This window comes from Mesorhizobium sp. M1273 (assembly GCF_040318195.1).
Lineage (GTDB): Bacteria > Pseudomonadota > Alphaproteobacteria > Rhizobiales > Rhizobiaceae > Mesorhizobium.
Window position 1 is genome coordinate 17950 of record NZ_JAMYLV010000033.1, and the last position, 25024, is coordinate 42973.

At 61.2% G+C, this 25024-nt stretch carries 17 protein-coding genes and 1 pseudogene; 5 read left to right on the plus strand and 13 right to left on the minus strand.

What is annotated here, in order from left to right; all coding sequences use genetic code 11:
- The first annotated feature begins 26 nt into the window (after positions 1–26).
- Positions 27–2999 carry a trifunctional glycosyltransferase/class I SAM-dependent methyltransferase/polysaccharide deacetylase gene (locus NKH30_RS26190; protein ID WP_352997487.1) on the plus strand — a complete coding sequence of 991 codons (2973 nt, stop codon included), beginning with the start codon at positions 27–29 and terminating at the stop codon, positions 2997–2999.
- 85 nt (positions 3000–3084) lie between these two features.
- On the opposite strand, the gene NKH30_RS26195 is transcribed toward NKH30_RS26190, so the two are convergent.
- Positions 3085–3765: a peroxiredoxin-like family protein gene (locus NKH30_RS26195; RefSeq protein WP_352470916.1), complete on the minus strand. Its 681-nt coding sequence runs from the start codon at positions 3763–3765 to the stop codon at positions 3085–3087.
- A gap of 19 nt (positions 3766–3784) precedes the next feature.
- A complete protein-coding gene (locus tag NKH30_RS26200) occupies positions 3785–7084 on the minus strand; it encodes an adenylate/guanylate cyclase domain-containing protein (RefSeq protein ID WP_352770375.1) in 3300 nt (1099 codons plus the stop codon).
- A 171-nt stretch (positions 7085–7255) separates the two neighbouring features.
- Here NKH30_RS26200 and NKH30_RS26205 point away from each other — a divergent pair.
- Positions 7256–7466, plus strand: a pseudogene (locus tag NKH30_RS26205) (adenylate/guanylate cyclase domain-containing protein); the annotation flags it as partial.
- A 78-nt stretch (positions 7467–7544) separates the two neighbouring features.
- Here NKH30_RS26205 and NKH30_RS26210 read toward each other — a convergent pair.
- From NKH30_RS26210 to NKH30_RS26220, 3 genes are all read right to left on the minus strand, one after another.
- Positions 7545–8930: a hypothetical protein gene (locus tag NKH30_RS26210; protein WP_352541942.1), complete on the minus strand. Its 1386-nt coding sequence runs from the start codon at positions 8928–8930 to the stop codon at positions 7545–7547.
- Positions 8931–9134: 204 nt separating this feature from the next.
- Entirely contained in the window at positions 9135–9659 is a 525-nt protein-coding gene (locus tag NKH30_RS26215) for a GNAT family N-acetyltransferase (protein ID WP_352470882.1), read from the minus strand.
- A 91-nt stretch (positions 9660–9750) separates the two neighbouring features.
- A complete protein-coding gene (locus tag NKH30_RS26220; RefSeq protein ID WP_352770379.1) occupies positions 9751–10557 on the minus strand; it encodes a hypothetical protein in 807 nt (268 codons plus the stop codon).
- A gap of 204 nt (positions 10558–10761) precedes the next feature.
- On the opposite strand from NKH30_RS26220, the gene NKH30_RS26225 reads away from it, so the two are divergent.
- A complete protein-coding gene (locus NKH30_RS26225; protein WP_352541939.1) occupies positions 10762–12177 on the plus strand; it encodes an adenylate/guanylate cyclase domain-containing protein in 1416 nt (471 codons plus the stop codon).
- A 37-nt stretch (positions 12178–12214) separates the two neighbouring features.
- Here NKH30_RS26225 and NKH30_RS26230 read toward each other — a convergent pair whose 3' ends face one another.
- From NKH30_RS26230 to NKH30_RS26265, 8 genes are all read right to left on the minus strand, one after another.
- Positions 12215–12694 (minus strand): class I SAM-dependent methyltransferase, encoded by a 480-nt coding sequence (locus NKH30_RS26230; RefSeq protein WP_352541938.1) that lies wholly within the window; start codon positions 12692–12694, stop codon positions 12215–12217.
- Between the two features lie 208 nt (positions 12695–12902).
- Positions 12903–14084: an ABC transporter permease gene (locus NKH30_RS26235; RefSeq protein ID WP_352614641.1), complete on the minus strand. Its 1182-nt coding sequence runs from the start codon at positions 14082–14084 to the stop codon at positions 12903–12905.
- On the minus strand, positions 14081–15079 hold the full coding sequence (locus tag NKH30_RS26240; protein WP_023675966.1) for an ABC transporter permease: 999 nt from the start codon (positions 15077–15079) through the stop codon (positions 14081–14083). The genes NKH30_RS26235 and NKH30_RS26240 overlap by 4 nt, the downstream gene beginning before the upstream one ends.
- Before the next feature lie 2 nt (positions 15080–15081).
- A complete protein-coding gene (locus tag NKH30_RS26245) occupies positions 15082–16980 on the minus strand; it encodes an ABC transporter substrate-binding protein (RefSeq protein WP_352770384.1) in 1899 nt (632 codons plus the stop codon).
- The gene (locus tag NKH30_RS26250; RefSeq protein WP_352770386.1) at positions 16977–18872 is read right to left on the minus strand and encodes an ABC transporter ATP-binding protein; all 1896 of its coding nucleotides are present in this window, start codon (positions 18870–18872) and stop codon (positions 16977–16979) included. The genes NKH30_RS26245 and NKH30_RS26250 overlap by 4 nt, the downstream gene beginning before the upstream one ends.
- Positions 18873–19021: 149 nt before the next feature.
- A complete protein-coding gene (locus NKH30_RS26255) occupies positions 19022–20362 on the minus strand; it encodes an adenylate/guanylate cyclase domain-containing protein (RefSeq protein WP_352684409.1) in 1341 nt (446 codons plus the stop codon).
- Between the two features lie 51 nt (positions 20363–20413).
- Positions 20414–21757, minus strand: coding sequence for a nucleotide sugar dehydrogenase (locus NKH30_RS26260; protein WP_352770388.1), 1344 nt, complete (start codon positions 21755–21757; stop codon positions 20414–20416).
- 104 nt (positions 21758–21861) lie between these two features.
- Positions 21862–23040: a DUF3095 domain-containing protein gene (locus tag NKH30_RS26265; RefSeq protein WP_352470891.1), complete on the minus strand. Its 1179-nt coding sequence runs from the start codon at positions 23038–23040 to the stop codon at positions 21862–21864.
- Positions 23041–23114: 74 nt separating this feature from the next.
- Between NKH30_RS26265 and NKH30_RS26270 the strand changes: the two genes are divergently transcribed.
- Both NKH30_RS26270 and NKH30_RS26275 read left to right on the plus strand, forming a co-directional pair.
- Positions 23115–24203, plus strand: coding sequence for a glycosyltransferase family 4 protein (locus NKH30_RS26270; protein ID WP_352770390.1), 1089 nt, complete (start codon positions 23115–23117; stop codon positions 24201–24203).
- Positions 24200–25024, plus strand: a complete 825-nt coding sequence (locus NKH30_RS26275; RefSeq protein ID WP_352770393.1) for a polysaccharide deacetylase family protein — start codon at positions 24200–24202, stop codon at positions 25022–25024. The genes NKH30_RS26270 and NKH30_RS26275 overlap by 4 nt, the downstream gene beginning before the upstream one ends.

A 25024-nucleotide genomic window follows, 5' to 3' on the forward strand; every position in this document is an offset into this window, starting at 1 on the left:
CTCGAACCAGGCGCGGGTAAGACGGCGTGGCGCATGATCCCTTGGTTTCAATCGTGGTTCCTGCGCACAACGCGGAGGTAACGCTGGCGCGCTCACTCGATTGTCTTCTTGATCAGGAAATAATGGATTGGGAGGCGATCATCGTCGACGACGCCTCCACGGACCGCACCCCTGCGATCATCGCCGGTTATGTAGAGCACGATGCCCGATTTCGGATGTTGAGCTCTTGCGCGCATAGCCCCGCCGGCGCGCGCAATAGCGGGATTTCGAAGGCGCGCGGCCACTGGCTCATGTTTCTGGATGCGGACGATTGGGTGGATGCCAGCTTCCTTGCCAAAATGCTGGCCGCACTGAAATCCGCTCCCGATGCAGTGGCTGCCTATTGCGGTTCCCGACGCGTGATGCCCGATGGCGAACTCACGGCGTCGAGCATCGCAACGGAGGTTGCGATTCAACCCTTCGAAACGTTCGCCCGCCGGTGTGCCGTCCGCACTCACGCGCTGCTGGTCGATCGGGAGATAATTGTCGAGTTGGGCGGTTTCGACGTGTCGCTGCGCACCTGCGAGGACTGGGATCTGTGGCAGCGCCTCGCACGTCTAGGCAAAAATTGGGTGATGGTCGACGAGCCGCTCGCTTTCTATCGGGCCAGCCCCAACGCGCTCAACCGCAATTCGGCGCAGATGCTGGCAGATGGCGAAGTCGTGATCGCTCGCGGCTTTTCCGCCGATCCCAGGGTCAAACACCCGGCATCGGCTCACGCCAATGGAGCGACCGACGCGAACGGCCACACCGCTTCAGAAGCACTCGCGTGGTTCGCGTTGTGGAACGCCGCATCGGATTGCGGCTGCGGCTCGCGCTCGATCAACCCGCAGTCCCTGCGCGCGCTCCCGGCAGGACGTAAGTGGGCGCGTGAGATCGCCAAGGTGGCCGTCGATGGCCTTATGGTAGGAAGCCTGTCGGTGCCAGCGCAATTGGCTGCCAGGTGGGACAGGTTCGGCGCTTCCCTCACCGAGTTGATCCTCGAACTCGGCAAGGTCTGGAATAATCCGGACGCGGCTCGCCGCGTGCAGTATCACTTTGAGCAAATGCTGCTCGATGTCGACGATCTTGCCGCGCCGCGCAGGCTGGCGCGGACACTTGGAATTCGTGTCGACGTGCGAAATCCGGCCTCGATCGAAGTACCGAAAGGAATCGATCAAATCTATGCCCATCTGATGATCGATGGCCAGATCGAGGCTCTCGTGCAGTTCGGCGTACTCGGGAGAGTGACGAGGCGTCATTGGATTGAATTGATCCTGAATTTCCTGCCCTCTGAGCGGCCTATGCACAGTGCCGCGCGACTTGCGAGGCGATCGCCTGTAGATGCACCGCAAAAGGGCGCCGGTGCCGACAAGTCAAACATGTCTGCAGCCGAGGCATTGTTGTCCATGGCGCGACGCCGGTCTGATCAGGACAGCCATTTCGGCAAACTTGCGGGATTGGCCGCGGAAGCGCAGGCGCTGGTTCGGTCGAGCGCCGAAACTAAAGAGCCTTTTGCAGCGCCGCGCCGTGCACGGGCCGCGGATGGGCGCGACAATGACCGCACATCTTTCTGGAATCGCCATTTTGCGATCGAGGATCCCTGGAACTACGGTTCGCCCTATGAGCAGGAAAAATATGAGCGGCAGCTCGAAATTCTGCCTGCCGGTCCCATCGGACGGGCGCTTGAGCTGGCCTGCGCGGAGGGCCACTTCACGCGGCAGCTGGCGCCGCGCGTGGGCCATTTGACCGCAACTGACATCTCCGCCGTAGCCGTCGGGCGGGCGCGCGCGCGATGCAGTGATCAGCCGAACGTTGAGTTCGGCGTACTGGATTTTTCTGCGGACACGCTGCCGGGCGAGATGGATCTGATCGTCTGTTCGGAAGTGCTCTACTACCTGGACGATCTCACCGAGTTGCGGCGCATCGCCAAAAAACTTGTTGAGGCGTTGGCGCCTGGCGGCAGTTTCATCAGCGCACACGCATTCGTGCTACGAGACAATGTTGAAAGGACGGGCTTCGACTGGAACACATTCGGTGCACAAGCGATCTCAGAGACGCTGGCAGCGGGCCACGGCCTCGTTCTCGAGCAATCGATCCAGACCGAGCTCTACCGCATAGACCGCTTCCGCCGCCTGTCACCAGGCGACGTGGCGACGGAACCGACGATAGATCATGTGCCAATCCGCGCACCCGTCGAAATCGGAGTCGCACGAAATATCGTCTGGGGCGGGGCGCGGGCCTTGCGCCGCGACGTCGCACATAGCGAGCGGCGGCAGCGTATCCCTGTCCTCATGTATCACAGTGTCTCCGATGAAGGTCCGGCCGCGCTCGCCCGTTTTCGGCTCGCGCCCGCCGCATTCGCCAGCCAAATGACATGGCTGCGCGCCAATGGCTTTCACGCGATTAGCTCCGAGCAGCTGGAATGGTTCATCGCCAACCGTCAGCCTTTCGTTGGCCGCCCAGTGCTCATCACCTTCGATGACGGCTTCCAGAACTTTGCCGACCATGCCTGGCCGGCCTTGCGCGCGAACGACCTGACCGCGGAAGTGTTCCTGGTGACGGACTTGGTGGGTGAAAGTGCACAGTGGGACGCCTACAGCGGCCCGCCGACGCAGCTTATGGACGCCGGGACGGTGCGACGCCTCGCCGGCGAAGGTGCGTTCTTCGGAAGCCATCTGGCGACGCATCGCGCGATCGATGGTCTGTCGAGCTCTGACTTGGCCGCCGAGCTCCTGCGCTCTCGTATGTTCATCGAACGGTGGACCGGTCGGCCAACCGCGGCGTTCGCGGCACCCTTCTCTGTCACCGACCGACGGCTTGGCAGGCTGGCCAAGGAGTGCGGCTATCGAATCGGCTTCGGCGGCAGACACGGACCGGCGGACCTCGATTGCGATCCCATCGACCTTCCGCGCATCGAGATTCGTGGGGATCGTTCGCTCGATGACTTTGTTGCCGTTGTCGAGGCCGTGCTCGCATGAACCGTGAACTTGTCAGTGTCTAGATTCGTAACAAATTGGTTCCGCTTTTTGTTCCGTGTCCCGCCCGCTTACCTCGTTCGCAAGTCTATTGGGCCACTTGCGATACGGCTGACATCAGCTCCTGCGGGCTTGGCGCCCCAAACATGTATCGCCCACCCTCTGGAACCTCCGTGAAGCTCCAGCGGACGATCCCCTGCCGGTCCAGCAGGAACTGACCGACCAATTGTCCGTGTCCCGTTGCTAGCATCTGCTCGTCGGCTTCGGTCAGCTCGTAATGGTCCCTCTTGTTGAGCATTTCACTGGCCGCAAGAGGATCCATAGGACCGGGCAACTCGCCTGGTATGTCGACCCGCATATCCTTTGCCGCTGCCATCGAGACCTTGTACGGCCAGTTCGTCTCGTTTTGGGTGAATTCGAGATTGGGCAGTCCAAAAGCACGATGTGAAGCGCGTTCAGGATCGGAGGCCGCAAGCAGATTCGGCATCGGATGGTAGCGGAAATAGAGACGCGCCCGTTCGATCGGCGTGTTGACCACCGTCAGGCTCTCCACGCCCCTTTCGCGCAGCTCCGGATCAAGCCGCGCCTGGGCGGCGATATGGCGCCGGCAAAACGCGCAATGCAGACCTCGAAACAGGCCGACCAGCACCGGTTTTTGGCCGCGAAAATCGTCAAGCGCGATCTTGCCTTCCTGGGTAATGGCGTCGAGTACCACGTTTGGCGCACGGTCGCCCGGTTGAAGCGGCACCAAGTCACTACGCGCGGACATTTCCAACCTCCAACCCCGGCTAGTCGAGAAAAGGCAGCACCACAAGCGCTTCCGGGTCGAGCCCGTGCTGGGCGCATATACCCTGCGCCAGGGAAAAGTAGCGTTCGGCCTCGGCCAGATTGTCGAGATCGAGATTAAGCGTTGCGAGACCATCATAACACGGAAACAGCAGTTGGGGTTCGCCCGTTTCGCGAGCTACGTCCAGTGCTTCGTGGAACAACCCAACCGCCAGGTCCGGGCGGCCGTTGCACTGGTGGATTTGCCCAAGCACGATCAAAGGCACCGGCAGGTGCTCGCGCTGGTCGAGCGCACGGTCGATCTCAATGGCCTTCTCGGCAGCGGGTACGCCCTCCGTTGGACAGCGATCCGTGAAAGTACAACAAGCGACCGCCAGATTGGCGAGGAGGCGCGCCTGGAAACCCAAATCACCAATACGGCGCGCCACTTCAAGACCGCGCCGACAGACCTCCATTGCCTTTGCGGGATCGATGGTCGTGTAAAGCACGCCGAGATTGGTGTAGCCGCGGCAGGCCGCGCCCAGCAGACCGGCGGCTTCGGCCAATTCAATGCTACGCTCAACCTGACGCACGGCCTCACGGTTTCGCCCAAGGCGAGCCAGCGCGACAGCCTTGGTATTGAGTGCCTCGGCGGTCACAAGAGTGGCATCACACCTTACCTCGGAGACATGCTCCGTTGTCAGTGTGCCTACGCAATCCAGCGCCGCGTCTGCCCATTTTGCCGCGAGAGCGTGATCTCCGCTACGGAACGCCTGTCGGCCACGTTCTTGCCACAGATGCGCCTGCTCGATCGGGGCATCCGCTCCATCGAGGAGCGCTGCCGCCTCGGCATAGCGGGGTTCTGCCTTGTCCCGCTTGCCGACATCCCAGAGTAGCCGACCGATCTTACGCAAAACTCGCGCCGAGGCGACGCGATTGGCTGACTCGCGGTATGCCTGCAACACCGTCTCGTAGTGGTGGTGCGCGATCTCACGGCGGCCTGCCGGGCCGCTCAAATCGGCAATGCGCTCTGCAATTGCCAGTTTGAGCGGTGTTTGCCCGATCGCGCCCAACGCAGTCAGTGCTCGCTCGTAGAAACGAAGGGCGTCGTCGTTGGCATATATCATGCGAGCGCGATCGCCTGCCGCCTGCAGGTAATGCGCGCCCTTCTCCCGCTCGGCGCTCTGTGCAAAATGATGACCCAGCACGGTCAAATCCTCGAGCCGTTCCGGCTCGTCGCCGCACAGTTGCTCCAAGGCAGCACCGATCCGCCCGTGGATTTCGGTCCGGCGTTGCAGGAGCAGATTCTGATAGATCACGTCCTGCAGCAATGTTTGCGTAAAGCGGTAGCTTTGAGACGAGACCGAGCCTGATCCGGCAACTTCCTCGATGATTTCCGCATCGCAAAGCAGTTCGCAGCCGGCTTCGAGCCGGCCGGGGTCGGCTGTCACGGTTTTCAGAAGTGTGGCATCGAAGCGCGGGCCGATTACCGCGGCCTCCTGGGCCAACCGGCGCACCTCTTGGGGCAGCCGGTCGACGCGGGCAAGCAACATTGCCTGGATAGTGGCGGGGATGCCGGTTGCGACTTCGCCTGCCACAGTCCGCCATCGCTGGCCCTCTCGCACCAGTACACCGCGATCGATAAGGCCGCGAACGATTTCCTCTACAAAAAGGGGGTTGCCGCCCGCGCGCTCGAGGATCTGGTCGAGAAGCCCTCCCGCGGAGCTTACCCAGCTCTCGCCGAAAAGCGCTGCCAGCAGGCTGCGTCCGTCATCATTGTTGAGTGGCGGAAGCCTGAGCGCTGTGTGACTGACCCGACTTGAGTCGAGCTGGTCGTTGTCCGGCGCCGGACGATGCGTGACCAGCAACATCAACCGCGTGCGTTCCAACCTGTCCATCACGAAACGTAGTGCCTCGAGCGACACGGCGTCCGCCCAGTGCAGGTCTTCGACGACAATCAATAGCGGCGACAACGCAAGCCGCCGTTCGATGATTGTGCGGACTGCGTAGAGAATTTGCCGCCGCAGCTGCTCGGGCTCGACATGCTGCAAGGTGGCATCGGGGTCGCCAAGGCCAAGCACATGGTAGAGCAAAGGCATCAGCCGCTTCGCCTCCTCGCCCTGCAGGCCGAGATCGGCAAGCAAGCCTGCGAGCTTCCCCCGCATTTCGTCCCCATTGTCGTTTTGCATCATCCCGGCAGCGCTGCGCACCACTGCGCCCAAGGCGCCAAAAGATTGTTCACCCAGCGGTGAGCACGTGGCCTGCCGCACGGCGACGTTGCGAAAACGCTCCTCGTCGCCGACACGGGCGACGAACTCCTTCACCAGCCGCGATTTCCCGATGCCGGCTTCTCCGACGAGGCGGACAAGTTGGGCCGAGCCGCCGCACGCCTGGTCAAGGCTCGCCATCATTCTATTGAGCTCCGCCCCACGACCTATTAGCGGCGCACTGAGGCCGAGCGCCTCGAGCCCGCGCGCTGCACGCGGCACCGCTAGCGGTGCGTCCAGTCGATGAACGAGCACGCTGCCAGCCTTGCCGCGAAACACGACATCACCCAGCGACTCGTAAGAGAAGGCATGCCGGGTCAGCCTGTGAGTGAGCTCGCCTACCAGCACCTCACCCGGTGCGGCCAGCGATTGCAGGCGTTGCGCGGTATTCACTGTGTCGCCGGTCACGGAATAGGATCTGGCGGCGCCGATGCCCAACCCGCCAGTAACGACCGGACCAGTGTTTATGCCGATGTGGAGTAACAGAGGCGAGCCGGAGTGGGGGGTGCTTTCGCCGAGCCGCGCCGTCCGGGCGATCATGTCGAGAGCGGCACGAAGCGCGCGTTCCGGATCGTCCTCATGCGCGACCGGCGCACCGAACAAAGCGAGCAGCGCATCGCCGATGAATTTGTCGACGAACCCACCAAAGTTTCGCACGGCCGCCGTCAATTCCTTGAACAGTTTGTTCTGCAGCGCTTGCATGACCTCGGGGTCGAGCTGCTCGCTGAGTGTCGTAAAGCCGCAAAGGTCGGCGAACAGGACCGTTACCGTCCGGCGATCGGCGTCAGAGACGGGATGCAGCCCTTCTTCGCTTTCGATGTTCGGAAGCAGCGACGGAGTTCGAGAAGGCGACACAATGGTCCGGCTTGGTGCCGGAGCAGGCCGTTCGACGGCTTTTGCGGGCGCACCGACGCTTGCCCCGCATTTCGGACAGAACTCGAAATCAGGTGCGCAGGTGTAGCCGCAACTGGCGCATGGCACGGGCTGGCGCCTGCCACACCTCGGACAGAAGGCGTAACCGCCCTCAATCTCGAAACCGCAGCCCGAGCAGTCCATCGAACAAGACCTCACTAGTGGCCGTGACGGCATGATCTCGCTCGCACTTCACGGCCAGGCTATTCACAAGGATGCACCGATAGCCGTCGGCGGGCAAGCGGCAGCGGGCGATCCGTGTGGGTCCGGTGGCAGAGCGCTACCCATGACCTCTGATGCAACGGCTGGCTCGCAAACGCTGTCACCGACGTCTCGCGCGCGTTTCTGGCCGCCAGCTACGGTCATCTGGGCCGCTTCGCCGAGGCCCGCGCGCCATGGCAGGAGGTGCTTCGCGTCAATCGCGACTATTCGCTGGATACCGCTACAAAGTCTTGGTCTGCCACAAGAACCGGTCGATTTCGAACACGTGGTGGATGGGCTCCGCAAGGGCGGTGTGGTGCAATGACAGGTGAGGCCTGTGCGGCGGGGTCAGACGCCAGAGGCTCGCCGATGGATCGCCGTCGCTTGCGGTTGCGAATTAGGCTCAGGTCGGCTTGATCTCTGCCTGGCCGATCTTGCGCCATCTGGCGTTTTCGCGAACCAGTTTCAGGTCGTCGGTCGTCTCGGCAAATGTCCGCAATCGGTATTGCCGGAGCAGGTCCGGGAAGAGCGCTCCTTCCGGCAGGACGGCAAGCTGCTCGCGGACTGAGATCTTTTCATCGATGACCCGCATGCCCCAGGCATTTTCCCGAACCTGCAGTTCCGCGGCCAGATCGCGCTCTTCCGGCACGTTTTCGTCCAGCACGGCCAGGAGGATCGAGTGGAAAAGCGCTACATAGCCAATCTGTCTCAGGCCGCCCACGACCCGCACGCGCGGCAATATGGCAAGGACGAGGAACGTCAGGAACAAGTTCGGCAGCAGCACGCCGTCCAGCAGCGCCTGCCTGAGATACGGCCGCTCGAACGGGATGGAAAGACCTTGCGGCCTGTCGGGCTCGATCAGGTGCCCGTTCTCGAGAACGAGCTTGCGCACACGCTCCTCGCGGATGCCCCAGAAATAGTCCGTGGCATTGGGCAGGAATCTGCCAAACGGGCTCGATGCGGCCTCTTGCCAGGCATGTTCGAGACGCTGGCGTCTTGCGGGTTCAATCAGCAGCCTGGAAAGAAGGCTGCCGTCATATTCTAGATGCCGCGCCATGGCAGCCGCGGCGACCCGATCATCGACGAAAACCGGCAGGGCCATGCTGGCACGATCCCAATTGGCGACCAGATCCTCATTCAGTTCAGTCAGCGCATCGGCGGCGGTTTCAAACACCTTGTCCCGGCTGGCAAGCAGTGTGCCCAGCCAGCGGCTGCCATCCGTTTCATCGCCCACCGCTTCGAGCGCGCGCTTGTTGAGGGAGACGGGACCGGCCACGCAGGCGCTTTTGCGGCACAGTTTGTGGCGTCCCATGCCAAACAGGTTGACCTTGTCGTCGCCGACATCGAGCCATCCCGGCCCCTCCCGGCCAACTGTCTCCATGGTCATCGTCGTTCCCATGAAGCCGACGAAGGCCGACAGCCCGTTTTCGACCGCGCCGAGCCAGGCAAGCAGAAGAGCATCGAAGGTGATCCGGTCCATCAGAAGCAGGCAGTGCAGGCCGGACTGAATCACCGGTCTGTGCTCGAACTCGTCGAGGGCTTTGCCGATCTTCTCAGGCTGCATGATCCTACCGAGGCGCTGATGCAGGACTTCGCGCAGGATCGAGCGGGCAGCGATCGCCGGGCCCGATGCAGGCTTTGCCACCGGCCGCCAAAGATGGCGGGCGTAGTCGGAAACCGGTGCATTCCAGTTCTGCTCGATGTCGCGCACGACCTCCGGGCAGAGCAGCGACAGCACAGCCAGAATTTCCCGCGGAGGGGTAGGGGTTGGATCAAAGACGGCGGTCATTGGTCCCGTCTAGCCGCTTGCGGTGTAAACGCCAAGCGAGACCAGACTTGCTGGATGCGGCCGGCCCACATAGATCGTCAATTCGATCAAGGTGGTGTGAGACGAAATGACCGTATCCTACGCAATTCTCCTTGAGCAATCCCCTGTTCGCTGCCTCGGCACGAATTGTCAGATTGGCCAAACAGCTAAGGCAAACAGCGGATCTTAGAACCGCAGCCGGGCCATGCTCAGGAGGTCGTGGTACTGCCCGTCGGTAAAGCCGGCCTTCACATGCCGGCCTTCGATCTCAAAGCCGTGGCTCTTATAGAGACGGAGGGCCGCTTCGTTGTCGGCATAGACGGTCAATTCGACTCGCTTCAGGGCGCGCCAGTTGTCGGCCACGTCAAGCAGCGCGCCAAGTATGGCAGAGCCGATACCTTTGCCGACAAAGGCATCGTCAAGGCCGATATTGATCTCGCCGATGTGCGAACGGCGCGGTGAACCTTGCACGACCAGGCTGCCATGGCCGACGACCTTGCCGTCCAGCTCGGCAACGATCCAGGTGGTTTCCGGGCCGGACTTGGCAATGCGCCGCGCCACCTGCTCCACCATCTCGAAAGGCATCCTGAGCGTGCCCCAGCGGAAGCCCGGCATGTTGAAGATAGCGCAAAGCGCCTCCGCATCGCTTGACCGGACGGACCGCAGCAGCGGCTGGATTTTCTCGGCGGGTGGCGAGGTCGTGCTGGTCATGGCGTTCCCGGCGAAGGCAATCGGCCCGGTACGATGCACCGGACGCCACCTGAAAATCCAGCCGTCTCTGACCTATGATACCGATTGCGGGCTAAAAATACCGGGAGGCAGCGTAGAGTTTGAAGACGCCGCTGATGCCTATCCAGCCGAAAAGGGCGAGCCAGCACAATGTCCCGGTCGCCGTCCAGTCGATCCGGTGCACCGCAGCGTCGGTGATGACGACGCCGAGGATAGCAAGCAGGCCAACCAGAAACTGGGCCAACCCGAGCACCAGCAGTTCCTCGCGCGGCGCGCTTCTCCAGACGAGATATATACCGCCCGCACCGGCGAGGAAGATGGCGCTGTAGACCTGAGCGTGGAAGGCATCGATCGGCCATGGCCAGATGCCACTGAATGTCAGGGGAAACAGCAACAGGCCGACGCCATAGAGCCCAAGGATCGCGGATTCCGCCGGCATGTAGCCGCGCCATGCGGGATTTAAGGTCACGCCTTTTGCAGAAGGACGGGCCCTGGCCCGCCACAGGAACAGCCCGGATACCGCGGCCGAAGCAAGATAGACCAAAAACCACAGCCAAGGCGCTTTGCGCTCGAAGTTGAAATAGCCGAGATTGATGAACGAAGCCGCCGACACGATGACGGTGAAGATGAAGGCCATGACGAGCACGAGCCTGCCGGGCGACCAGCGATTCCAGACCAGCAGTGCCGCCATCACGACCATTTCGGCGGTGTAGAAGCCACCGAGGAAGCGCGCATTGAACGGCGTGACGGCCCAAGGCCAGCCCGGTTTCACCAGCGCAGGCATGAAAAACAGGCCGGCGCCTACGATCAGGACGACGATGACCCCCGCAGAAAAAAGGCGCAGGACCGCGGGAAATGGCGGATTGTCTGATGTCGGCATGGGAGAAAATCCCAAAGATGAATGCTCCATGGACCATCATAGTGCTGCTTGCGGCCGGTTAAAATCCGCCGAATGGAAATTGAACGGTCACCAGGCTTATCCATTCGAATGGCCGTACGGTCCGTTTCGAAGTAAGATGGAACACTCGGACCAAAGATCGGTCCGGTCAAAACGCCTCGAGGTGCATTTTCCGGAGCCTGCACGATGAACGAAGCTCAGGATCTATTCTCACTTCTGCGACAATCGGCCGATGTCGATCCGCAGGCGATCGACGCGATCAAGCGAACCATCGCGGAGGGCGAGGACCGCGAACTTTGCCGCATCAATGCGCCAGCCTTCGCCAGCAAGCATGACCTCGACGAGGAGCGCGCAATAGGCGCCTTTCTCCATGCGGCGCGGGTGGGCATCTTCGACATTTCCTGGAATGTTCTGTGTCCCGGCTGCGGCGGCGTGCTCGACACCAACGCCACGCTGAAAACCCTGCAAAAGGACGAATACACCTGCGCGCTGTGCTCCGAGGGCTATTCACCGACTCTCGATGAGATGGTCGAGGTGACATTCACCGTCAGTCCCCGCGTGCGCAGGATTGCCGCACACAATCCACACGAACTGCCGGTGGCGGAATATTTCCGCCAGATCTACTGGGCGTCCGGAGTCGATCTGCCGGAAGAGGATTTCGCGGAAAAGCTGGAAGCGTTCTCGCTGGAGGATATCGAGCTTGCGCCCGGTGAAAAGGCGGTTCTGACCATACAGCTTCCGTCTGAATTCATCATCGTCTTCGAGCCGGTCACCCATTCAGCGCAGTTCATCGACGGGAAGGGCGAACCAACAAAGGAGCGCCGGAGCCTCTCTTTGGCCTTCGACCGCGACCATGTCCAGAACCAGACGCTGGAGATGCAACCCGGCCCGTTGCGCATTTCGCTGGAAAACCGGACCGACACCCGCGTGCTGCCGACAGTCTTCATCGCCGGCCAGACATTGCATGATTTCCTGGGAAAACGCCGGCCCTTCCTGACCGCCAAGCGCCTGCTCACCAACCAGACGTTCCGCGATCTCTATCGCACGGATACACTCGACATCAACCAGCGCCTGAAGATCACCAGCCTGACGTTCCTGTTCACCGACCTGCGCGGATCGACCGAGCTTTACGAGCGGGTGGGCGACCTTTCAGCCTTCGATCTCGTGCGCGAGCATTTCCAGGTTCTGCACGAGATCGTCACGGCGGAGGCAGGCGCGGTGGTGAAGACGATCGGTGATGCGGTGATGGCGACCTTCGCGACGCCTGATCGTGCGATTGCTGCAGCCCTCAGGATGCGCGATGCCATGCGTACGCTCAACGACAAGAGCGGCCGCGAGGATCTGCTGCTCAAGATCGGAGTCCATGCCGGCCCCTGCATCGCCGTGTCGATGAATGAGCGACAGGACTATTTCGGCCAGACGGTCAACATTGCTTCGCGGGTGCAGAACCTTGCCAACGCACAGGCGATCTTCGCCACTCGAGCGGTGGTCGACGACAATCTCACCGCCGATCTCTTACATAGGAACGCGCTGACGCCCGTGCCCCACGAGGTCTCGCTGCGCGGCATTGACCGGGAGATAGCAGTATACACGATCCCCTGAAGGCTTGGCCCCTGAAGAGTTGGCTCGTCCCGGCCCCTCACACGCGCCTACAGATAAAATAACGATCGGCGGCAATCGAAGGTGGCGGCGAGAGGCGTTGCAACTGCGGGTGATCGAGCGGCGTGCCGCTGACCGCGATGCCGCCGACGCGAAGCAGGCGCGCGGTCAGATCGGGAAGCCAGGTAGAGGTCACTGCATCGCGATCTTCATAGCCGGTGCCGATGTCGGCATGAACAAGAGCGGCGTCGATGCCAATGAACCTGCTCGCCGTCTCGCGTATTTCGCCGAGCACGAGGTTTTCAGCTTCGGGAATTGAGCTGGCGTGTGCGGCAAGTGCGCGATCGAACGCTACGATCCGGCGTCCGGGCAGGCGCTCGCGCAGATGGTGGAACGTCCGGCCATTGCCGAGGCCGAGCTCGAGCACGGGCCCCTCCATCTTCGCAACCTCGGCGCAGACATGATCGAGTATGTCGCGCTGTGCGGTCATCCTCCGGATGAAACTGTCAAGGCGACTCATGTGCGATTGTATGTCCAGAACCAGTTCACGAAATCAACTGCCCCCGACCAGAGCGTTTCGCGGCTGAAACCCAGGCCGACGAGCTAAACCCCGATCGAGTCTTGCCGCGTGTAGAGGCGAACGATGAACACTGCAACAAGCGAACAGGCTGCCGACAAGGATCATACCGGGTGGAATCGGCGGCGCAGCGCGCGGCGGAACAGCGATGTCATTTGTAGGGGTCCGCGGCGTCCCGCAACCCGTCGCCCAGGAAGTTGAACGCCAAGATGACGAGAACGACGGGGAGCATCGGCAAAAGCAGCCATGGATAGAACGCGATCACGCTGACGCTGCGCGCCTCGGTGAGCAGGATGCCCCAGCTGGTTATCGGTGCCCTCAGGCCGAGCCCGAGGAAGCTCAGCGCCGTCTCGCCCAGGATCATGCCGGGTATGGAGATCGTCGCCGTCGCGATCAGATGCGACATGAAGCCAGGAATGAGATGCCGCCCGATGATGCGGCTGCTTCTGGCGCCCATCAATTGCGCGGCCAGAACGTAATCCTCCTCGCGCAAGGCTAGAAGCTTCGAACGCACGGCCCGCGCCAGTCCGGTCCAGTCGAGCAGCCCGAGGATGACGGTGATGCCGAAATAGATCAGGATCGGACTCCAGGTTATCGGCATGATCGCCGCCAGAGCCAGCCATAGCGGAATGCTGGGGATCGATTGCAGAACTTCGATTATCCGTTGGACGATCAGGTCGAAGATACCGCCGTGATAGCCGGCCAGTCCGCCGATGACAATGCCGAGCAGGAAGCTGAAACTGATGCCGACGAGGCCGATTGTCAGTGAAATGCGGGCGCCATAGATGATGCGCGAGAGCACATCGCGCCCCAGCCTGTCAGTGCCGGCCAGAAAGAGCTGGCCGTTTTCGGCGGGGCAGACAAAATGCCTGTCACCTTCGATCAGGCCCCAGAACCGGTACTTATCGCCCTTGCAGAAGAAACGGATCCGCTGAACATCATCCTGTTTCTCGATGTAGTTCCGCTTGAGCGTGTCCATATCCAGCGTCATCTGGCGGCCATAGACGAACGGCCCGACGAACTCGCCGTTGTGGAACAGGTGCACCCGCTGCGGCGGCGAATAGATGTAGTCCATGTTGCGCGTGTGCAGATCGTAGGGCGCCAGGAACTCGCAGATCAGTATCCCGAAATAAAGCGCTGCCAGGAATATGCCGGATACAAGGGCAAGCCGGTGCCGACGGAATTTCCACCACATCAGCCGCAACTGCGACGCCTGAAAGACCTTCTCCTGCTCCGGCGTCATCGCCTCGACCGACTGCAGGTCAAAGGGCTCGATGGAAACGTAGTGTTGCAGTGGGGCACCCGGAGCGGGCAGCGGCGATTGCGTGTTCATTTGGTGCTGCCGCCTTGCAAACGAATTCGCGGATCAAGTAGCGCCAGCGCCAGGTCGGAAATCAGGACGCCGATGACCGTCAGGAAGGCGAGGAACATCAGGAACGACCCTGCGAGATACATGTCCTGGCTTTGCAGCGCCTTGATCAGCATCGGCCCGGTCGTTTCCAAAGACAGCACGATCGCCGTGATTTCGGCACCGGAGATGATGGCCGGCAGGATAGAGCCGATATCCGAAATGAAGAAATTGAGCGCCATGCGCAGCGGATATTTGACCAGCGCCCTGAAGGGATGAAGGCCTTTGGCGTGCGCGGTCACGACATATTGCTTATGTAGCTCATCGAGCAGATTGGCGCGCAGCCGCCGGATCATGCTTGCCGTGCCCCCGGTGCCGATGATCAAGACCGGAATCCAGAGATGGGCGAGGATCGATTTCGCCTTGGCCCAGCTCATCGGCTCGCCGAGATATTGCTGGTCCATGAGATGGCCGATAGACGTTCCGAACCAGATGTTGGCGAAATACATCAGGATCAGCGCCAGCATGAAGTTCGGAATCGCAAGGCCGAGAAGGCCAAAGAAAGTCAGGCCGTAGTCGCCCCAGCTGTATTGATGCGTGGCGGAGTACATGCCGATCGGAAAGGCGATGAGCCAGGTAAAGATGATCGTGACGAAGGAAACCAGCACCGTCAGCCACATTCGGTCCCCGACGACGTCGCGAACCGGCAGCTCATATTCGAAGGAATAGCCGAAATCGCCGTGCAGCATCCCGCCGACCCAGTAGAAGTAGCGAATGACCGGTGGCTTGTCGAAACCATATTCCTTGCGCATCATCTCGATGCGATCGGAATCCACCGCTTCGCCCTGAGCCCGAAGCTCGGCAACATAGCTGTCGAAATAGTCGCCTGGGGGAAGTTCGATGATCGTGAACACCAGTGCCGATATGACCAGCAGCGTTGGAACCATCACGGCGATACGCCAGACAAAATATCGAAGCACGCTCAGGACTCTCCAAGCCAGAATGTATCCGGCATATAGACACCGAAATAGGCGGTCGGGTCGTAGCCGTAGAGCGCCTTGTCAGGCAGATTGCGCAGCCGCGAGGACGCCAGAATCGGCTGATGCGTTCCGTTTACCGTGCCGATCGAAAACACCTGATCGGTATAGATCGACAGCATTGAATTCCAGATCTCGGCGCGCTCCGTGGCTTCGATCGATGCGTTCCAGCGCTTGAGTAAAGCCATCAACTCGACCACGGGCGGAAGATCGGGCGCTTCGCCGACCTTGCCACGGGACAAGTAGTGAGCACCCCAGAGCGGCCATTGCAGCTGGTCATCGACGGTGGGGGCGAGTTGGTAGGGGTTCATGTCGGCGGTCGGCACGCCATTGTCGATGCCCGACCACATCGACATCATGATCTGGCCACCAAGCGCGCGGCTGCGGAAGATGTCGCGCTGCGAAGTCCGGATGAACAGGGCGATGCCGATCTTGCGCCAGTGATCGGTGATGAGCTCGAGCGCGTCGGTTTCCAGCGTGCTTTCGCCGGCCGTTTCCACTACGAGCTGCGCCGGGCGTCCGTCGGGGAGTATCCGCAGGCCGTCATCGTCACGCGCCTGAAGCCCGACCTCGTCGAGCAGGGCATTGGCCTGGTCGGGATCATGGGCGACCCAGGCTTTCGCGAATTCCGGCCGGTAGAGCGGGCTCTCCGGCAGGACCGTATCGGCACTTTCCTGCGCCAATCCGTAGAACACAGCCAAATTGATCTCGCGCCTGTCCACAGCGAGCGAAAGTGCGCGGCGCACGCGCACGTCACGAAAAAGGCCACGCCACACCTGGTCGGCACAATTCAGATTGGGCAGCAGCGCCAGCCGCGAACCTTGTGTGCGTTTCCAGAGATGCATCTTCACCGGGTAGCGCTTCTCCGCATCCTTCAGGAAGGAGTAATCGGTGAAGTCAATTCCCATGCCTTGCAGGTCGCTCTCGCCCGCACCGGTCTTGGCGGAAATGATCGCCGACGAGCTGACATTCATGACAATCCGGTCGACATAAGGCAGTTGCCGGCCATTCTCGTCTATTCGATGAAAGAACGGGTTCCGCTCGAAGACGAACTGCTCAGCCGGCGGCTTGGTCCGGTTCTGCCAGGGATCGAGCGTCGGCAGTTCCGGGTTCTCCGGGCGATACTGCCGCGACATGCGGATATGCAAGAGCGTCCATTTCTGGGCCCGGTTCTCCTTCATTAGGCCGGCGAGCCGGAATGGATCTTGGTATTTCTTGTGGAACTGCTTGAGATAGGCGGCCGGCAGAACAAGCGATAGGGGCGAAGCAGCGGCGAGCTTGGGCAGGAAGTCGGGATTGGGCGCATCCCAACTATAGCGGACCGTCAACGGATCGACGATCTCGAAGCGTGGCGGCTTGCCGTCCGCCAGCAGGGCCGGGGCGAGCCCGCCTTGCGAAAGCTCATCGTTAAGCCAGACATCTTCCCAGCAATAGCGAAAATCCTCCGACGTCAGCAGGCTACCGTCAGACCATTTATGTCCTTCTCGTATCTTGAAAGTGAAGACACGATCATCCGCTACATCGAAACTTTCGAGAATGTCGGCTTGCAGGTTAAGCTTTTCGTCATAGCCGACCAGGCGAGCGTACCCGTAGATTGTCATCATCCGGATGTCTTTCTGGCTGCCGATGATCGTGCGCAGCGTGCCGCCATATTGGCCGGGCTGCCGGCCCATCGCGGCGAGATTCAACGCGCGAGGGCGCTTGGGCAGGCGTTCGGCGAGTGCCGGCAGCGCTCTGGCCTTCAGCTGCGGCTCAAGAAATTCCGGCTCCAGATCGCCGGCGCGCAACGTGCCCGGCAGAAATGCCGAAGCCATGAGTCCAAGGACGGTGCGCCGGCTGATCAATGGCGTAGCTCGCTGACATCGGCCGAACGTCGGGCCAGCACGAGGTGGCCGCCGCCAAGATCGAGCGGCGACAGCATATCCTCGTCGCCCTCGTCGCGGAATTGCGATCCCCATGCGCTGGTGTCGGAAGCGCCGCTGAGTTTCAGCGTCTTGAAATCCATCGGCCTGTCGAGATCGGGGAAAGGTACTGCGGCGACCAGTGAGCGCGTGTAGGGGTGGACCGGTTTCCTAAGCAGAATTTCGCGCGGCGCGAGCTCGACGATACGCCCGCCGCACATCACCGCGATGCGGTCTGCCATGTAGTCCACCACCGCGAGGTTGTGGGATATGAACAGGTAGGTCAGGCCCAGTTCCTTCTGCAGGTCCTTCAGAAGGTTCAGGATCTGCGCCTGGACAGAGACATCGAGTGCCGAAACCGGCTCGTCGCAGATCAGGAGTTCAGGCCCCAGCGCCAACGCGCGCGCGATGCCGATACGCTGACGCTGCCCGCCGGAGAAACTATGCGGATAACGCTTTATGAAGCGCGGGTCGAGCCCGATTGCCTGCATCAGGCTCTTGACCGTGGCGAGTCGGGACGCGGCATTGCCACGTCGATGGATTTCCAGCGGCTCGCTCAAAATGTTCTCCACCGTCATGCGGGGTGAAAGCGACGAAACCGGATCCTGGAATACCATCTGGATTTTCGCGCGCAGCATGCGCAGGGCGTCTCCCTCGGCTTCCAAGACGTCGATCGGACCATCGCGGCCATTGAAGATCACAGAGCCGCCGGTAGGGGTGACAGCCCGCATGAGGATCTTGCTGACGGTGGTTTTGCCGGAGCCGCTTTCGCCGACAAGACCCAGGCACTCACCCCGCCTGATATCAAAGCTCACGCCGTCCACGGCGCGAACAGAGGTTTGATGATCTCCGCCGAACCATCCGGACTTGCGGATCGTGAAGGTCTTTGTCAGATCGCTGACCGATAGCAGGAGGTCGTTCGGCCCCTTCGATGCCGGCGCCGTCTGCTTGCCGAGCAGGTTCCCGACATTCACCGGCACCTCGCGGAGCGCCTTTAGCCTTTCGCCGGGCTTCAGGTCGAAATGCGGAACGGCTGCCATCAGGCCCTTCAGGTAAGGGTGGCCCGGCCGGCGGAATATCGCCTCCACGGGTCCCGCTTCCATGATCTCGCCATGGTACATGACCACCACCTCGTCGGCGACATTGGCGACTACGCCAAGGTCGTGCGTGATCAGCAGCATCGCCATGTTCAGCTTCGTCTGAAGCTCGCGCAGCAATTGCAGGATTTGCGCCTGGATGGTCACGTCCAACGCCGTCGTCGGCTCGTCGGCAATCAACAGGGCGGGCCGGCAGATAAGCGCCATGGCGATCATGGCGCGTTGACGCAATCCTCCCGAAAGTTCAAAGGGATACATGTCATAGGCGCGCTTGGGGTTGGGAAAGCCGACAAGGCCGAGCATTTCCTCGGTCCGCGCCTTGCGCTCCACCCGGGCCATGGGCGTATGAATCTGCAGGGATTCGCTGACCTGGTTGCCGATCGTATGCAGCGGCGACAGCGATGTCATCGGCTCCTGAAATATCTTGCCGATGCGGCTGCCTCTCAACGCCCGGATTTCGGTTCCGTCACGCGGCATCTGCAGGATATCCTGCGTCGTACCGGGCTTTTTTGGATCGGAAAACAGGATACGGCCGCGAACATGGGCTGTGTTCGGCAAAATGCCCATCACTGCCTGGCTGAGAACCGATTTTCCGGAACCGGACTCGCCCACAAGCGCGGTAACCTTGCCGGGCAGGACGCGAAGATTTGCACGCCTGACAGCATGCAACGGTCCCCCTATAATGGCAAAAGAGATGCCAACATCCTCGATCCGCAGCAGATCAACGCCCAAATTCATTCTCACACCAGCCCCCACTCTGGCACGTCCAGAAGGCGAGACTAACGCATTGCCAGCCTAGAGCAACTTGGATTCGAACAGTCGCCAGTTCCCTGGCGGAACCGGCGACCGGACTGCATACCAAACGCGTTCGGATCAGATCGTGGCGGTTACTGGAGCTTCCTCGGGTCGCCCGCGGACGGCCGCGCGGCATTGCGATGAAGCAGCATGACCTGCTCGGCGTCCGATATGCGGTCGTAAATCGGCTCCAGCGCACCGTCTTCATCGAGTGCGAGAGCACCCGACAAATCGGGTGAAAGCACCGTTAGCTTCTGCCTGATGCCCGCCAGTTCCTCCATGCCGAGCGCCAGCCAGTTGTTGGCGCCGCAATAGCTGGCGAAGTCTTTGCTGGCGAGAACGCTGTGCGGATATTTCTTGGTCAGGGTCTGGAGGCGCTGGACCTCGTTTACAGCCGAGCCGAAGACAGAGAATGTGAGCCGGTCGGTAAGCCCGACATTGCCGAACATCACATTGCCGACATGCAGGCCGATACCATAGTTTATGTCGCTCAATCCCTGCTGCTTTCTGCGCAGATTGAGATCCATCATGCGCGCGGTGGCCTTGTGCGCTGCCGCAAGAGCAGCCTGGCAGGCGATCTCGGACTGTGAACGGTGCCTTGCGCAAGGGTAGACGGCAATGAAGCCATCACCTATGAAACTCATGATCTGCCCGCCCTTGCGATTGAAAGGTGCAGCAGCGGCGTCGAAAAACTGGTTCAGCGTATCGATATAGACTTCGCGGCCGGAGGTTTCGGCAAGTCTTGACGACCCGCGCATGTCGCCCATGACCAGTGCCGCCCGGATTGTATCACCCTCGCCGCGCTTGATCTGGCCTTCGAGCACGCGCCTGCCGGCGTCGCCGCCGAGATAAGTGGTCATCATGTTATCGGCAAGCTTGGTGAGCACCGCCATCTTGGTTGCGATAGCGAGATGGTTCTGGATGCGCAGCAGCGCCGAAATCATGCTGTCGCTGAAGCCTGCAGCACTGTCGGTGGACCAAGACCCGATCATGCCCTGACTGGTGTTGCCGCTGAAGGGATGGACAAAAGCCATGTAATCGGTGACGCCCATCAGCTTGAGGTCATCGAAAACAGGAAATTCCGACGGCACCGACGGGTCGAGCCGGCGCCGCAGATGGTCCAGCTTGTGGCTGAGCAGATGGTAGTATGGGCTGGTCAGGAATCTGTCGGAATGAACGCCGTTCTCCTTGCGGAAGCCTTCCACTTCCAGGCCCTGGCCGCGGAGCCAGGTGAAGCCGAGCGCGTCATAAAGCGGATGAAGCATCGAAAAGCTCAAATGCACCCGCTTCAACGGCAGGCCGGCAGCAGCCAGCCGTTCACAAAAGCCCCTTACCAATGTTTCCAGGTCGTTGCCCGCCAACGCCGATTGGGTCAGCCAATCGGCAACCTTATCCATGAGAATGGCAGAAATTTCTGCTTGCGCTGTGCTCATGCTATCTCGAAATCTCCTTGATCTGCCACAAATTCGCCGGCTCGGACGCCGTCAGGCCTTCACCACCGTCTCTCGGGCTAGCCCGAGGCGGCCAAAAACATTGCGTGTGTCGACGATCAGTAGAGCGTGATCCGCGATCGCCTGATAGTCGATCGCGTCGTGGTCGGTTGCAACGACGACAGCGTCGAAATCCTTCAAGGCCGCCTCGGTCAATTCGACCGAGCGACGCCCCTTGATCGCCATATGCTCCCGTGTGGCCGGGATTTCGGCAACATGCGGATCGTGGAATTCCGCCTTGCCGCCCCATTCCTCGATGAGTTCAATGAGCCGCAATGAGGGGCTTTCGCGGATGTCGGGCACATTCTTCTTATAGGCGAGCCCGATGATGAGAATGCTCGAGCGGCTGAGCGCCTTGCCGCAGCGCCGGTCCAGCGCCTTCGCCAGTTCATCGACCACATGACGCGGCATGGCCGTGTTGATCTCTGCCGCCAGCTCGATGAAGCGGGTCGGCAGTTCGTATTCGCGAGCCTTCCACGTCAGGTAGAAGGGATCGATCGGAACGCAGTGCCCGCCAAGTCCAGGGCCGGGATAGAAAGGCATGTAGCCGAAGGGCTTGGTCTTTGCCGCCTCGATCACCTCCCAGATGTCGATTCCCATCGCACCGAGCACGATCTTCAACTCGTTGACGAGGGCGACGTTGACCGAGCGGAAGATGTTTTCCGTCAGCTTGACCGCCTCGGCGGTCGCCGTGGTGGAAACCGGAACGACGGTCTTGACCACGCCATGGTAGAAAGCCTGCACGAGCGTCGCCGCTTCAATGCCGTCACCTGCCACGACCTTGGGGATCGTCGCGACTTCAAAGCTGCGGTTGCCGGGATCCTCGCGTTCGGGCGAGAAGCCGAGGAAGAAATCTATCCTCGACTGCAAGCCGGTTTTTTCCAGGATGGGCTTGATCACGTCGTCGGTGGTGCCGGGATAGGTGGTCGATTCCAGCACGATCAGCTGGCCGAGACGCAGATGCTTCGCGATGGTGCCTGCGGTGTTCCTGACAAAGGAGAGATCCGGCTCGCGGTGTTTCGTCAGTGGTGTCGGAACGCAGATGATGATGACATCGCAGACGGCCAGTTCGGCAAAATCCGCAGTGGCGCGGAACCGTCCGCTCGCCACCTGGCCGGCAAGGGCTGTCGACGTCACCGCCTCGATGTAGGATTGTCCGTTGTTCAGGCTCTCGACCTTCTGGCCTTCGATGTCGAAGCCGGAAACCGGGAAGCCGGCGCGTGCGATCGCAACCGCCAGCGGCAACCCGACATAGCCCAGTCCGATCACGCCGACTTGCGCGGCGCGCGTCGAAATCCGGGTCAGAAGACGGTCATATATCGATCGTGAGGCGTCCAACAATCTGCTTTCTGTTAATTCGGACAGGCCGTCTGCTTCCATGGTGAGGCTCACCGCTCACAAGAGCCCCGAGGCATATTGCGGAAAATCGATGTCCGCAAGCGTCAGACCGGCACCTTCGCCTTAAGGCTTGCGGCAGCCATCGCATAGCCGCCGGCGGCGCCATCGATGAAATGAACGTGATCGCGCTGCAGCGGCGATGCGACGAGGCATGTCATCAAGGCCGATTTCTGGCGGTGCAGGCCATAGTTGCAGATGCCCGCCTCTTCCGCCTGTTTCAGCCGGTCCTCGATCCGTTGCAACACATCCGCGTCAACGTCGATGGTCATCTTCAAGCCATCGTCGAACTTCCGGAAATCCGAATTGCTGGCCACTTCGCGTTTGTAGATCTTCGGATCGAATCTGCCGATCGTCCAGCCATATCTATCCGTAACAGCCGTAAGAGTCATCAGGAACACTATCCACAGCTTCGACAGCCACCGCCGTCCTGCCGGCGCCGTGGCTCGCGCTTCGATATCGAGGCCGGCGGGCAGCATACTGTAGTCCGGCCCGTTCACCGGCACCGGGTGGCCATCGCGTTCCTGCCTGCCGGCAAGGGCGATGATGTCGGAAACCAGAAACTGAAAACCGCGCAAGTCGCGCGACGCCCCCGGTATGGCTATGATCGAGACGATTTCGCCATGGCGGGCTTCGATCGGGTTCCAGCGGCACGAGAGGCCGGTCAGGTCCGGCCGCGCGCCGGCCGGCGCAGGATCGATGCGGTAGCGCCCCGCTTTCATCTCGGCTTCCGCCCAACTGCCACCACCTCCGGCGAACATGGCATAGAAGACCGCATCGGAGGCCTGGAACCTCGCCACGCGAACGTCGAGGCCTTGCGCTCTTATATCCTTTATCGGCACGATTGCGGCACGCAAGGTCAGGTCCAGTTCGTCCGCCACCCATCTCTGGACAGCCGCCAGCGCGTTGCGGGTGATCTCCAGCGCCGAGCCGGGAAACGCCACGAGCGCACCGTCGCCGCCGAAGACAAAGGGAAGATCTTGCCTACCCAGCGCATTGAGCAGCGCCGAAATGACGCTGGCACCGGCCATATTGACGGTTTTATAGCGCCCCGCCTCGATCGCCTTGGTCGAGCCGACGATGTCTGCGGTGGCCAGCGCCCAGCCATCGGGGAGAGGCCGATAGTTATCGATATCGGCAACGCTTTCGAACTTTGCGAAGACCGGCAGAGAAGCAACAAACGGATCGGACGCGGCAGCTGTTTCCATGAGCATCAGATAGCACATTCCAGTGCTTGAGGGTGAAGTCGATCATGCTTCGAAATTGACTTGCGCAGGCTTTCCGATGATAGGGTCCGGCGATGCGAATTGCCTTCTATGCGCCGCTGAAGTCGCCCAATCATCCCGTTGCCTCCGGCGACCGCCAGATGGCACGGATGCTGGTCAAGGCACTGGAGCATGGAAGGCATAGCGTCGAATTGGCATCCGAATTGCGCTTCTATCTACGCGAACCGGATTCGAAAAGTTTCGATGCGCTCAAGATCGAGGCCCGGGAGGAAGCCGCGCGGCTGGCAAGGCTTTGGGATCGTGACGGCAAGCCCGATCTGTGGTTCACCTATCATCCCTATTACAAGGCACCCGACCTGATCGGGCCCGAACTGGCGTTGGCCTTTGGTGTCCCCTATGTGACAGCGGAAGCCTCCTATTCGAGGCGGCGCAACACCGGTTTGTGGGCCGATACGCAAGCGTTGGTGGCGCGAGCCGTCGAACAGGCGGCGCTGAACATCTGCTTCACGCAAAGGGATCGTCAGGGACTGGCAGATGCGGTACCCGACGCCGCTTTCGGCATGCTTTCGCCCTTCATCGACACATCGCTATTCCGGGAAACGCCGGCACGGGGTTGTCCGTCGCGCCTCGTTACGGTCGCCATGATGCGCCCGGGCGACAAAGTCGAAAGCTATGGCATGCTGGCGCAGGCGCTCGGTTCGATCGGTCACCTGCCCTGGACGATGTCGGTCGTCGGGGACGGACCTGCCCGCGAGGAGATCAAAGCGCAATTCGCCAGCTTGCCCGCCGACCGTATCGAATGGCTTGGCGCGATTGAGCCAGCCGCCGTGCCGGATGTCCTCTACAGTGGGGGAATTTACGTCTGGCCGGGTTTCGGCGAGGCCTATGGCGTTGCCTATCTTGAAGCACAGGCCGCCGGCCTTCCGGTTGTGGCTCAGGACATCGCCGGCGTGCCGGAGGTCGTGCGGGATGGCCAGGCCGGGTTTCTCACCCCGCCGGGCGATGTGGCGGCGTTCGCTTCTGCCATTGAAAGGCTTCTGGCCCGTAACGACGAAAGATCCATCATGGCCGCAGAAGCCAGACGTTTCATCCTCGAAGAACGTTCTATCGGTGCTGCAGCGGCGCGTCTGGCCGAACTTCTTGCGAAGATCCCGGTCTCATGACATCCGATCAGATCTGGCAACCCTTGGTGGAGGAACTGGCGAGCCGGCAATGCGCGGACCGTAAGGCAGAGTTCTGGCTGCGCGACGATGACGCCGTGGATCCGACGCCTGCGCTTGATCGGTTGCTCGACCTCACCGGTGAATTCGCGGTTCCGGTGACTCTGGCCGTCATTCCCGCCCTGACTGACGAGAAGCTTGTCGTTCGGCTTGACGAGGCGCCGCATGCCACGGTCGCCATCCATGGCTGGGCGCACCGAAATCATGCGCCCGAGGGCCAGAAGAAGCAGGAGCTCGGCGCGCATCGGCCACGCGAGGCGGTGCTCGATGATCTGGCTCGCGGGCTGGCGCACGTAACCGGCCTGCACGGCGCACGTGCCGTTCCGATGCTGGTGCCACCCTGGAACAGGATCGACGCCGGCTTGGTATCCGACCTTGGATCGATAGGATTTTCGGCATTGTCGGTCTACGGGCCGCCAATGCCGGCTTCACTTGCGGTCATCAACAGCAATGTCGACATCATGGATTGGCATGGCACGCGCGGGTGCCGCGATCATGGCCTGTTGGTTCAGGCTATCATCGCGCACTTGCAGCATGCATTCGATAGGGGCGAACCGGTGGGCCTGCTCACCCACCATCTCGTACATGATGAATCGGCCTGGCTCTTCCTCGAACGGCTGTTCACAGTCACCGCACAGACTGAAGCCTGCGCATGGCTTCCGATCAGGACATTGATCGGGCGCAGCGCCGGTGGAACAATTCCAGGAAAGTGTGAACGGTTTCCGTCCGGAATTGCGTCAAGACAAAGAGATAGAGGAAAATAG

What these genes read in the sequence shown, in the direction of transcription:
- NKH30_RS26220 (WP_352770379.1), bottom strand. Translation starts at nt 10,557, where the DNA reads ATGCCGACATCAGACAATCCGCCATTTCCCGCGGTCCTGCGCCTTTTT.
- NKH30_RS26200 (WP_352770375.1), bottom strand. Translation starts at nt 7,084, where the DNA reads ATGGACTGCTCGGGCTGCGGTTTCGAGATTGAGGGCGGTTACGCCTTC.
- NKH30_RS26270 (WP_352770390.1), top strand. Translation starts at nt 23,115, where the DNA reads ATGCGAATTGCCTTCTATGCGCCGCTGAAGTCGCCCAATCATCCCGTT.
- NKH30_RS26225 (WP_352541939.1), top strand. Translation starts at nt 10,762, where the DNA reads ATGAACGAAGCTCAGGATCTATTCTCACTTCTGCGACAATCGGCCGAT.
- NKH30_RS26210 (WP_352541942.1), bottom strand. Translation starts at nt 8,930, where the DNA reads ATGACCGCCGTCTTTGATCCAACCCCTACCCCTCCGCGGGAAATTCTG.
- NKH30_RS26195 (WP_352470916.1), bottom strand. Translation starts at nt 3,765, where the DNA reads ATGTCCGCGCGTAGTGACTTGGTGCCGCTTCAACCGGGCGACCGTGCG.
- NKH30_RS26250 (WP_352770386.1), bottom strand. Translation starts at nt 18,872, where the DNA reads ATGAATTTGGGCGTTGATCTGCTGCGGATCGAGGATGTTGGCATCTCT.
- NKH30_RS26275 (WP_352770393.1), top strand. Translation starts at nt 24,200, where the DNA reads ATGACATCCGATCAGATCTGGCAACCCTTGGTGGAGGAACTGGCGAGC.
- NKH30_RS26235 (WP_352614641.1), bottom strand. Translation starts at nt 14,084, where the DNA reads ATGAACACGCAATCGCCGCTGCCCGCTCCGGGTGCCCCACTGCAACAC.
- NKH30_RS26215 (WP_352470882.1), bottom strand. Translation starts at nt 9,659, where the DNA reads ATGACCAGCACGACCTCGCCACCCGCCGAGAAAATCCAGCCGCTGCTG.
- NKH30_RS26230 (WP_352541938.1), bottom strand. Translation starts at nt 12,694, where the DNA reads ATGAGTCGCCTTGACAGTTTCATCCGGAGGATGACCGCACAGCGCGAC.
- NKH30_RS26255 (WP_352684409.1), bottom strand. Translation starts at nt 20,362, where the DNA reads ATGAGCACAGCGCAAGCAGAAATTTCTGCCATTCTCATGGATAAGGTT.
- NKH30_RS26265 (WP_352470891.1), bottom strand. Translation starts at nt 23,040, where the DNA reads ATGTGCTATCTGATGCTCATGGAAACAGCTGCCGCGTCCGATCCGTTT.